We start from the raw sequence: 10,489 nt of genomic DNA on the forward strand, positions 1-10,489 counted from the left end.
AACCGACCTGGTCACGATCCTCCGCGCCCTCGCGGCCCGCCGACCCGCCCGATACGGTGGACGGGTGACTCAGACCCACGAGAACCAGCCGCACCTGACCCAGCCCGTCGATGAGCAGTCCGCCCGCGCCCTGTCGGAGAAGGGCCTCCGCCTCGCTCTCGTCGACACCACCGACGACGCCGCCTTCGACGAGTGGCTGCACGCGGACTCCCGCGGCTTCCTCGGCGGACGCGACAGCGCCGAGGCCCTCACGGAGTCGCGCGAGCTCTTGCGCGACCGTCGCACCACGGCGGTCTACGACGACGTCATCCCGTCGTCGGCCTCACCCGTCGGCACCGTCAACTCCTGGGTGGCGCCGCTCACCGTCCCCGGGGGAGCGACCGTTCCCGCGTGGGCCATCAGCTCGGTGACGGTCGCCCCGACGCACCGTCGCCGCGGCGTCGCGACCGCCCTCCTCGGCAGCGAGCTGCGGGTCGCCCATGCGCTCGGCGTCCCGGTCGCCATCCTGACCGTGTCGGAGTCCGTGATCTACGGCCGCTGGGGCTTCGGCCCGGCCACCTTCGCCACCGAGTGGCGCGTCGACACCAAGCGCGTCCGCTGGACGGGACCGGCCACGGTCGGCCGGCTCTCCTTCACCGACCCCGCTGACTACCGCGAAGACGGCAACGCCGTGCTCGACCGGGTCATGGCCGGCCGCGCCGGAGAGATCGCGATGACCCCGTACCTCGCCGAGCGCCTCATGGGGCCCAGGAAGGGAATGCCGGAGGCCGAGAAGTACCGGCTCGTGCGCTACGACTCCCCCGCGGGCGAGCCGGAGGGCTTCGTGAGCTACCTCGCGAAAGACACCGACGACTTCACGAAGCACACCATCGAGGTCAATTACCTCGCCGCGGCGACGGACGAGGCACTGACCGCGCTGTGGCGGTTCCTGCTCGAGCTCGACCTGGTGGCGCAGGTGCATGTGACCACGCGCGGCCTGGACGAGCCGCTCCCGTACCTGGTCTCCGACATCCGGGGCGCTCGGGTGACGGGGGTCGAAGACCACCTCTGGGTGCGCATCCTGGATGTCCCCGCGGCGCTGACCACCCGCCGCTACGAGCACGACGGGGAGCTCGTTCTCGACGTCGCCGACGATCTCGGCTTCACCGGCGGCCGCTACCGCCTGACCGTCTCGGGCGGCCAGGCGACCGTCGAGACCACCACCGACGATCCGGATGTCTCACTGACCGTCAACGCGCTGGGCAGCGTCTACCTCGGGCACGACGCCGCACGCGGTCTCTCCGTCGCCGGAAAGGTCACCGGCGACGCGGCCGCCCTCGACCGCCTCTTCCGCACCGCGACGCCGCCGCGCCTCAGCACCTGGTTCTAGCGGCGGCGGCGCTCAGCCGATCAGGTCGTGGCGCACCACGATCTCGTCGCGGGCCGGCCCGACGCCGATCGCCGAGATGCGCGCACCCGAGAGCTTCTCGAGCGCCAGCACGTAGTCCTGTGCGTTCGCGGGCAGGTCCTCGAACGTGCGGGCGCCGCTGATGTCCTCCTGCCAGCCGGGGAACTCCTCGTAGATCGGCGTCGCGTGGTGGAAGTCGCTCTGCGACGCCGGAACCTCGTCGTGACGCACGCCGTCGACGTCGTACGCGACGCAGACCGGGATGCGGTCGATGCCGGTGAGGGTGTCCAGCTTCGTGAGCACGAAGTCGGTGACGCCGTTGATGCGGGCGGAGTAGCGGGCGATCGGGGCGTCGTACCAGCCGGTGCGGCGGGGACGGCCCGTGGTCGTGCCGAATTCGAAGCCGCGCTCGCGCAGGAACTCGCCCCACTCGTCGAACAGCTCGGTCGGGAACGGACCGGCGCCGACGCGCGTCGTGTACGCCTTGACGATCGCGATCACGCGGTCGATGCGGTTCGGGCCGATGCCCGATCCGGTCGCCGCACCGCCCGAGGTGGAGTTCGAGGACGTGACGAACGGGTACGTGCCGTGGTCGACATCCAGCATGGTGGCCTGGCCGCCCTCGAACAGCACGAACTTGCCGTCTTCGAGCGCCTCGTGCAGCAGCAGTGAGCTGTCGACCACCATCGGGCGCAGGCGCTCGGCGTAGCTGAGCAGGTCTTCGACCACCTCGTCCACCGAGATCGCGCGGCGGTTGTAGACCTTGACGAGCAGGTGGTTCTTCTGGTCGAGCGCACCCTCGACCTTCTGGCGCAGTATGTTCTCATCGAAGAGGTCCTGGATCCGGATGCCCACCCGGTTGATCTTGTCGGCGTAGGTCGGGCCGATGCCGCGGCCGGTGGTGCCGATCTGCCGCTTGCCGAGGAAGCGCTCCGTCACCTTGTCGATCGTGCGGTGGTACTGCGTGATCACGTGCGCGTTCGAGCTGACCTTGAGTCGGGACACGTCGACGCCGCGGGCGATCAGGCCGTCGAGCTCCTCGAACAGCACCTCGATGTCGACGACGACGCCGTTGGCGATCACCGGGGTGACGCCCTCGGTCAGGATGCCGGACGGCAGCAGGTGCAGCGCGTACTTCTCGTCACCGACCACGACCGTGTGCCCGGCGTTGTTACCACCGTTGAACTTGACGACGTAGTCGATGCGGCTGCCGAGGAGGTCGGTCGCTTTGCCTTTGCCTTCGTCGCCCCACTGGGCTCCGATGATCACGATCGCGGGCACTGTTGAGTCCTCTCGATGGGATGGAGCGCGCCGGAGCAGCCGTCAGCCGGCCTGGCAACCGTCGCACTCGATCCTATCGCGGCAGGTTTTCGAGACACGTTCCCGGGCCCCTCGGACCATCGCCGACACCATCCGATTATCTTGCACAATCGTGTGCAAGATAGTACGATGGATGCCGTGCCCACCACTCCATCCACCCGCGCTCCACGGCGCGACGCCACCGAGAATCGCGAGGCCATCCTCGCCGCAGCGGCCGCCGCGCTGAACGAAGACATCGACGCCTCGCTCGAGACGATCGCTGCGCGTGCCGGCCTCAGCCGCCGCGCGCTCTACGGGCACTTCGCCAACCGCGAAGACCTGCTCGTCGACGTGTTCACACGGGGCGCAGCACGCCTCGCCGCGCTGCTCGAGCCCGTCGCGCATCAGGATGCCCGAGTCGAGATCGCCCTCTACGGCGCCACCCTCTGGGCCGAGGTCGAGCATGTGCGCGTCAGCGCCGCCCTCGCCGTGCGCGGTCCGTACCGCGAGCGCGTCGGCGCGGCCCTCGACCCCGCTCGCGAGCGACTCAACGCGACCGTCGAGCGCGGAACGGCCGCGGGCACGATCCGCACCGACCTCGACGTGGACACGGTGTCGCGGCTCATCGAGAACGCCGCGATCTCGGTGCTCGACGAGGCGACCCGCACGGGGCTCTCGCGCGAGGCCGGCCACCGACTGGTGATGCTCGCCGGACTGAGTGCCGCCGGTCTCAGCTGGCGTGAATCCGACGCCCTCATCGCCGACACCCCCGAACTCGCTTTCAGCTAAGGACCCCCGCATGAAGATCGTGCTCGACCGGGTCGCCAAGGGCGCCCGCAACGCAGCGCTCCCGCCGACCTCGGCCTCGTTCCAGACCGGTGAGGTCACACTGGCACGCGCGGAGACGGAACAGCGCCCCACGGTGCTCGGCCTCATCGCATCCGGCCGGATGCGCCCCGACGCCGGCACCGTGACGATCGACGGCTCCGCCGATTACTCGGCCATGCGCAAGCGCATCGCTCTCATCGACGCCCCGGATGTCTGCGAGCCCGCGCCCGACGTCACCGTGGCCGGCATCGTGGCAGAGGAACTGATGTTCGCCGGACGGGCGTCCAATCCGATCGCCGTGAACCGCGCCCTCAACGAGCTCGGCGTCTCGGAGTTCGCGCGCTATGCCATCGGCACCATCCCGCCGACGGTGCGCATCCGACTGCTCGCCGAGCTCGCGCTCATGCGCGACGGCGTCGAGGGCCTCGTGATCACCTCACCCGATCGCCACGGCGGCGACCCGAACGAGTGGTGGGAGCTGGCCAGGCGCCTGGCGGCCCGCGACATCGCCATCCTGATCGTCGCAGGCGATGCGTCGGCGGCGGCCATCGCCGCCTCGTCGCTGGTCGCCCGGCTCGACGACGCTACCACGCCGCGCACCCTCGCAGCCCGCGTCGAACCGGCCGCCGACGAGGCCGCCGAGGCCGCCGAGGCCGACGACGCGGACCGCGCCGCCGCCGACACCTTCGACGAAGACCCCGGCCGCGACGACACCGACGAACTGCCCGACCTGATCGTCGCCCCCGCACACTCCGGCGCCACGCTCGCCGACATCGCACTCACCGAATCAGAGCTGCACGCAACGGCTCTCGCAGAGGACCCCGAATGAAGATCCCCCAGATGATCGCGGCGGAGTTCCGCCGTCTCACTTCCAGCCCGATGTCGATCGTCGCGCTCATCGCGCTGATCGCCGTGCCGGTGCTCTACGGCGGGCTCTACCTCTGGGCCAACCAGAACCCGTACGCGAACCTCGACCAGATCCCCGCGGCGATCGTCGTCGACGACACCGGAACGACGGTCGACGGCAAGACGACGAACTACGGCGACGAGGTCGCCCAGGAGCTCATCCGCGACGGCTCGTTCGACTGGCACCGGGTCTCGACCGACTCGGCGGCGAGCGGTGTCGACGACTCGAAGTACGACTTCAGCATCACGTTCCCCGCCGACTTCTCCGAGGCGCTCGCCTCGGCATCCGGATCGTCGCCGCGCCAGGCCAAGGTCACCCTCACGACGAACGACACGAACAGCTACCTCGCGTCGACCATCGGAACGCAGGCCGCCGAGAAGATCCGCACGTCGATCGTGAAGAAGGTCAACCAGCAGGCGGCGGAGCAGTTCCTGCTCGGCCTCGCGGAGATCCGCGGAAAGCTCGTCACCGCCGTCGACGGTGCGGACAAGCTCGTCGACGGCAGCGCGACCGCGCAGTCGGGTTCCGCGACCCTCGCAAGCGGCAACGCGCAGCTCGCGTCCGGCAGCGCCCAGCTCGCCACCGGTACGTCGCAGCTGGCCACAGGCTCGCAGCAGCTGGCCGACGGCAACGCGCAGCTCGCGGCGGGGGCGGGCCAGCTCTCGTCGGGGGCGCAGCAGGTGGCGTCGGGTGCGCAGCAGGTGGCGACCGGGAACCAGCAGCTGGCCGACGCGGCCGACGGCGCCGGCGCCACCGCTCAGCAACTCGCGGACCTCGCCGCGAGTCAGGAGGCGACCGTTCTGCAGAAGCTGACCGACGCCGGGGCGACGCCCGACCAGCTCGCCGCGGCGAAGTCGCTCTTCGATAAGGCGCAGGCGGGGAACAGCCAGGTCCAGACCCTCGTCGGCAAGGTCGACCAGCTCTCGGACGGCGCGAACCAGGTCTCCGCCGGTGCGTCGCAGCTGGCCTCGGGCAGCGCCACGCTGGCGTCGAAGTCCCAGGAGGCCGCCAGCGGTGCCGCGACCCTCGCGTCGAAGACCAAGGAGGCCGCTGCCGGGGCGTCGAAGCTCGCCACCGGCGCCGCGACGGCTTCAACCGGCGCAGCCCAGCTCCGCGACGGCCTCACCACGCTGCATGCCGGAACCCAGCAGCTGAGCGACGGGCTGAAGGACGGCGTCGCACAGATCCCCGACAACTCCCCCGAACTGCAGAAGAAGCAGGCGAGCACCATCGCCGACCCGGTGAACCTGAAGAACGACTCGATCACCTCGGCCGGAACCTACGGCGCCGGCCTCGCACCGTTCTTCGTCGCCCTCGCGGCCTGGATCGGCATCTACGCCCTGTTCCTCATCGTCAAGCCGGTGTCGCGACGCGCGATCACCGCCCTGCACTCCCCGCTCAAGATCACCCTCGCGGGCTGGCTCACCCCCGGCCTGCTCGGTGCGGTGCAGATGATCGGCCTCTTCTCGATCGTCGCCTGGGCGCTGCAGTTCAGCATCCAGAACCCGCTCGGGATGTTCGGGATGATGACGCTCGCGTCGCTGACGTTCGCCGCGATCATCCTGGCCCTGAACGTGTGGCTGGGCAGCGTGGGGCAGTTCCTCGGCCTGGTGCTGATGGTGCTGCAGCTCGTGACGGCCGGTGGTACCTTCCCCTGGCAGACGCTGCCCGGGCCGCTCGCCGCCCTGCACCACGTGCTGCCGATGTCGTACGCGGTGGACGGCATCCGGCAGCTGATGTACGGAGGCAACCCGGCCACGGCCTGGGCGGATGCCGGCGTGCTCGCCCTGTGGCTGCTCATCGCGCTGCTGTTCTCGGCGATCGGCGTGACCCGGATGACGCACTTCCGCACCCTGCGCGACCTGCGCCCGAGCCTGATCGGCTAATCACCGCCCTCCCTCGCCTCTTAATTCCGGAACCCCGGGCCGAATCCGGCTCGGGGTTCCGGAGTTATACGCGATTTCCGGGTGTCCATGCCCGGTCTTCCGGAGTTGCGAACCCGGCCCCGCGAACCCGTGACGGATGCTGCGAGTAGGGTGTCGGGCGTGAGCGAATCGTTGCGCATCCTGCATCTCAGCGACACCCACCTGTATGGCGACGGGCGGCTGCACTACGGCGTGGTCGACACCCTCGCCGCCCTCGACCGCGTGCTCGCGCGGGCGGCCTCCCTCGCGTCGGTCGACGTCATCGTCGCATCCGGCGATCTCTCCGACGACGGCAGCATCGAGTCGTACCGCCTGCTCTCCGAGCGACTCGAGCCGTGGGCCGCCGAGCGCGGGGCCGACCTCGTCTACGCGATGGGCAATCACGACCTCGTCGGCAACTTCGAGGGTGTTCTGGGCGGCGCCGAACGCTCGATCACCGTCGACGGCGTGCGCATCATCACCGTCGACAGCACCGTCCCCGGCACCGCTTACGGGATGGTCGACGGCGAGCGTCTGCGCCGGCTGTCCGACGAGCTCGCCGAGCCCGCACCGCGCGGAACCGTCGTCGTGCTGCACCACCCGCCCGTCCCGCCGACGACCGGCCTGTTCGAGCGTCTGCAGTTCGTCGACCCGGCGCCGTTCCTCGAGGTCTGCGCCGCCGCGGACGTGCGGCTGATCCTGGCCGGGCACTACCACCACGCGCTGATCACGAGCGCCGGTCCGTCGAGGATCCCCGTCGTGGTCGCGCCCGCCGTCGCCAACACCACCGACGTGCTCTCGCCGGCCGGGCACGAGCGCGCCGTTCGCGGCTCCGGCTTCGCGCTCGTGCAGGTCCCCGCGGCCGGGCCGATCCGCGCCCACATCGTCACGGCGCCGGCGGCCGACGACGGTCACACGGTCTACGACCTCGACGAGGACGCGATCGAGCGCATCGCCGACGAGTCCGGCTGGCCCGGGCACGCCGGATGACCCCTGATGCCGCCGGCTCACGGGATGCCGCCGGGTCACCGGAGCTGGCCGGCTCACCGGGTGCGGCGCCGGCCGGGTACTCCGGCACCCCGCTCTGGAAGAAGCTCGGCCTCAAGCCGGGAACGCGGGCGCAGGTGCTGCACGCTGACGCCGGCTGGAGCATCCCGCTCGACGGCGGCCCCGGCGCGATCGACTGGCTGGCGCCGTCGGCAGAGGAGCCGGCCGACCTCATCCTCGCCTTCTATCGCGAGGCCGCCGACTTCGTCGACGAGCTCGACGCGCTCGGCGCGCGCATTCGCCCGTCCGGGATGCTCTGGGTCGCCTGGCCGCGCAAGGCGGCGGGGCACGCGAGCGACATCGACGAGAACCTGATCCGCAACACCGCCCTCGAGCGTGGCCTCGTCGATGTCAAGGTGGCCGCAGCCGACACGGACTGGTCGGCACTCAAGCTCGTCTGGCGGGTGACGAACCGCTAGCCGACGTGCCGGGCTAGCGCCAGGACACGTGCTGCATGATCCAGGCGTGCATCGCCACCGCGGCGGCCGCCGACGCATTGATCGATCGCGTCGACCCGAACTGCGAGATCTCGACCACGGCATCCGCGGCCTCGATGGCGGCATCGGAGAGGCCGGGACCCTCCTGACCGAACAGCAGCACGCAGTCGCGCGGGAACGCGTACGTCTCGATGATGACCGATCCGGGGACGTTGTCGATCGCGATGATCGGAAGGCCGGCATCCCGTGCCCACGCGACGAACCCGGCGACGTCGTCGTGGTGCCGGACGTGCTGATAGCGGTCGGTGACCATCGCGCCGCGCTTGTTCCAGCGACGGCGCCCGATGATGTGCACAGTGTCGGCGGCGAACGCGTTCGCGCTGCGCACGATCGACCCGATGTTCATGTCGTGCTGCCAGTTCTCGATGGCCACGTGGAACGGATGCCGGTGCTCATCGAGGTCTGCGACGATCGCCTCCATGCGCCAGTACCGGTACCGGTCGATGACGTTGCGGGTGTCGCCGTGCTTCAGCAGCTCGATGTCGTAGTGCGGATCGTCCGGCCATTCGCCCAGCCAGGGTCCGACGCCGTTCGTGGTGAGTTCGGGTGTCGCAGCCGGGGCGGGATCGGGTTCGGTGTCCACGACTTCAGCGTAACGGCAGGGCCCCGCGCACCCCGGCTACGTTCAGCATCCCGGCACACGCAGGGAACCCTCCCGAAACCCCGCGGCAACAGCCCACCCCATAAGCTGTACCCGTTGAAAGGGGTTTGCGTGGCGCGACGCGACGAGATCGAATGCTGGCTGACCGACATGGACGGCGTGCTCGTCCATGAGAACAAAGCGCTCCCGGGTGCCACCGAGCTGATCCAGCAGTGGCGCGACCAGGGCACGCCGTTCCTCGTGCTCACCAACAACTCGATCTTCACGCCCCGCGACCTCGCCGCGCGGCTGCGCGCATCCGGTCTGGATGTTCCGGAGGAGTCGATCTGGACCTCGGCGCTCGCCACCGCCGACTTCCTCAAGTCGCAGATGCCCGGCGGCAGCGCGTTCGTGATCGGCGAGGCCGGCATGACCACCGCGCTGCACGAGGCGGGCTTCATCATGACCGACACCGATCCCGACTACGTGGTGGTCGGTGAGACGCGCAGCTACTCGTTCGACGCGATCACCAAGGCGATCCGCCTGATCGGCAAGGGTGCGCGTTTCATCGCCACGAATCCGGATGCCACGGGCCCGAGCGCCGAGGGACCGCTGCCGGCGACCGGCGCGATCACCGCGATGATCAGCAAGGCGACCGGCATGGAGCCGTACGTGGTCGGCAAGCCGAACCCGATGATGTTCCGCTCGGCCATGAACCGCATCGGCGCGCACTCGGAGAACACCGCGATGATCGGCGACCGGATGGACACCGACATCGTCGCGGGCATCGAGGCGGGCCTGCACACCATCCTCGTGCTCACCGGCATCAGCGATCAGAGCGAGATCGAGCGCTACCCGTTCCGGCCCGACGAGATCCTCTCGGGCGTCAGCGAGCTGATCGTCAAGGAGCCGGTCGAGTCCGACCTCTGAGTCGACGCGGGTCAGCCCGTCGGGCCGGGGCCGGCCACCGATGATGTCATCGGCTCACCGCCGGCACGACTGACGAAGCAGTAGTACGAGCGCTGCCCGGCCTTCCACTGCTCCGCGGTCGCCGGGAACGTGCCCTGGATCTGCAGATTGGGATACGCGGCCGCCGCGTTCAGATCGAGGATTCCCGGCTTCGTGCAGAGCGCGTTGATCTGCGCCGCGAGGGCGTCCGCACCGGGATACGCCGCCGCCGGATCCGCCGAGAGGATGTTCGTGTAGATCATCTGACCGGCGTGCGGGGTCGCGCAGTCCACGACCGTGAACGTCTCGGCCCAGGGTGTCGAGTAGGGCTGGATGCACTCGCCGCCGCCGAGCGTGTTCCAGGCACGGACGCCGGCGGGTTGCGGACCGGCGGGCTTCGGCTGCACGGTCGGTGTCGGGGTGGGCGTCGGCGTCGGCGTGCGGGATGGCGTCGGTTTCGTCGTCGCGGAGGCGACGGGTGCCGCGGCCGGACCGGCGAAGAGCGTCGGCAGCCGGGTTCCCAGAGCGAACAGGCCGATCAGCACGAGTACGATCGCGAGCCCGCCCGCGACGTAGAGCAGGAGGCGGTTGGTGCGCGCGTTGCCGGCCGCGCCGGCCCCGCCGTCAGAGCCGCTCGCCCCGCCGGTCCCTCCCCCGGTCCCTCCGGGTTGCGCCGGAGTCGGGAGTGCGGTCGTCGACTGCGCCGCTCCGCCCGCCGCTGAGCTCGACGACGGGATCACGGTGGTGGCCGCGGTCGGGGCGAGCTCGGGGAAGAGGATCGAGTCGGCGGCCGGTCGCGAACCGGTGACCGGCTCGCTGGCGTCGGCCAGGCTCTCGGCGTCGAGCTGCTGCGTCGCGGGGGACGGCAGCGCGCCCATGAGGAGAGTGGCGTCTTCGAGCGGAGGGACGGCGCCGGTCTGCGGCGCATTCGCAGGAGCGTCCGGTCCGGCGCCCGCAGGCTCGGACGGCGTCTCGGCCGGCTGGTCGCGGGTGGCAACGTTGTCGGGGTCCGGATCGCCGGTGCGCGCGCTCAGCAGCGCCGCGATCTCTCGGGTGTCGAGTTTGGTGGTCGGGGTGTCGGCGGCCGAAGCG

Annotated in this window: 10 protein-coding genes; 7 read left to right on the plus strand and 3 right to left on the minus strand. The window is 70.4% G+C overall.

Going from position 1 to position 10,489, the window contains the following annotated elements:
- Positions 1-64 precede the first annotated feature (64 nt).
- On the plus strand, positions 65-1,369 hold the full coding sequence (locus PKE84_RS03560; protein WP_271175834.1) for a GNAT family N-acetyltransferase: 1,305 nt from the start codon (positions 65-67) through the stop codon (positions 1,367-1,369).
- 12 nt (positions 1,370-1,381) lie between these two features.
- Here PKE84_RS03560 and PKE84_RS03565 read toward each other — a convergent pair whose 3' ends face one another.
- A complete protein-coding gene (locus PKE84_RS03565) occupies positions 1,382-2,668 on the minus strand; it encodes an adenylosuccinate synthase (protein ID WP_271175835.1) in 1,287 nt (428 codons plus the stop codon).
- A 177-nt stretch (positions 2,669-2,845) separates the two neighbouring features.
- On the opposite strand from PKE84_RS03565, the gene PKE84_RS03570 reads away from it, so the two are divergent.
- From PKE84_RS03570 to PKE84_RS03590, 5 genes are all read left to right on the plus strand, one after another.
- Entirely contained in the window at positions 2,846-3,475 is a 630-nt protein-coding gene (locus PKE84_RS03570; RefSeq protein ID WP_373877111.1) for a TetR/AcrR family transcriptional regulator, read from the plus strand.
- Positions 3,476-3,485: 10 nt separating this feature from the next.
- Complete coding sequence (locus tag PKE84_RS03575) at positions 3,486-4,343, plus strand: hypothetical protein (RefSeq protein WP_271175837.1); 858 nt, start codon at positions 3,486-3,488, stop codon at positions 4,341-4,343.
- Positions 4,340-6,307: a YhgE/Pip domain-containing protein gene (locus tag PKE84_RS03580; RefSeq protein ID WP_271175838.1), complete on the plus strand. Its 1,968-nt coding sequence runs from the start codon at positions 4,340-4,342 to the stop codon at positions 6,305-6,307. Before PKE84_RS03575 ends, PKE84_RS03580 begins: the two co-directional genes overlap by 4 nt.
- Positions 6,308-6,466: 159 nt before the next feature.
- Positions 6,467-7,315, plus strand: a complete 849-nt coding sequence (locus PKE84_RS03585; RefSeq protein ID WP_271175839.1) for a metallophosphoesterase — start codon at positions 6,467-6,469, stop codon at positions 7,313-7,315.
- Entirely contained in the window at positions 7,312-7,791 is a 480-nt protein-coding gene (locus PKE84_RS03590) for a DUF3052 family protein (protein WP_271175840.1), read from the plus strand. Before PKE84_RS03585 ends, PKE84_RS03590 begins: the two co-directional genes overlap by 4 nt.
- Positions 7,792-7,804: 13 nt before the next feature.
- On the opposite strand, the gene PKE84_RS03595 is transcribed toward PKE84_RS03590, so the two are convergent.
- Positions 7,805-8,452 (minus strand): TrmH family RNA methyltransferase, encoded by a 648-nt coding sequence (locus PKE84_RS03595; protein WP_271175841.1) that lies wholly within the window; start codon positions 8,450-8,452, stop codon positions 7,805-7,807.
- A gap of 129 nt (positions 8,453-8,581) precedes the next feature.
- Between PKE84_RS03595 and PKE84_RS03600 the strand changes: the two genes are divergently transcribed.
- On the plus strand, positions 8,582-9,379 hold the full coding sequence (locus tag PKE84_RS03600; protein WP_271175842.1) for an HAD-IIA family hydrolase: 798 nt from the start codon (positions 8,582-8,584) through the stop codon (positions 9,377-9,379).
- Positions 9,380-9,390: 11 nt separating this feature from the next.
- Here the strand turns inward: PKE84_RS03600 and PKE84_RS03605 are convergent.
- The coding region (locus PKE84_RS03605; protein WP_271175843.1) for a septum formation family protein at positions 9,391-10,489 on the minus strand (1,099 nt) is incomplete at its 5' end.

The organism is Leifsonia poae (assembly GCF_027921845.1).
Taxonomy (GTDB): domain Bacteria; phylum Actinomycetota; class Actinomycetes; order Actinomycetales; family Microbacteriaceae; genus Leifsonia; species Leifsonia poae.

Coding starts and splice junctions, on each gene's coding strand:
- PKE84_RS03575 (WP_271175837.1), top strand. CDS start 3,486: ATGAAGATCGTGCTCGACCGGGTCGCCAAGGGCGCCCGCAACGCAGCG.
- PKE84_RS03590 (WP_271175840.1), top strand. CDS start 7,312: ATGACCCCTGATGCCGCCGGCTCACGGGATGCCGCCGGGTCACCGGAG.
- PKE84_RS03580 (WP_271175838.1), top strand. CDS start 4,340: ATGAAGATCCCCCAGATGATCGCGGCGGAGTTCCGCCGTCTCACTTCC.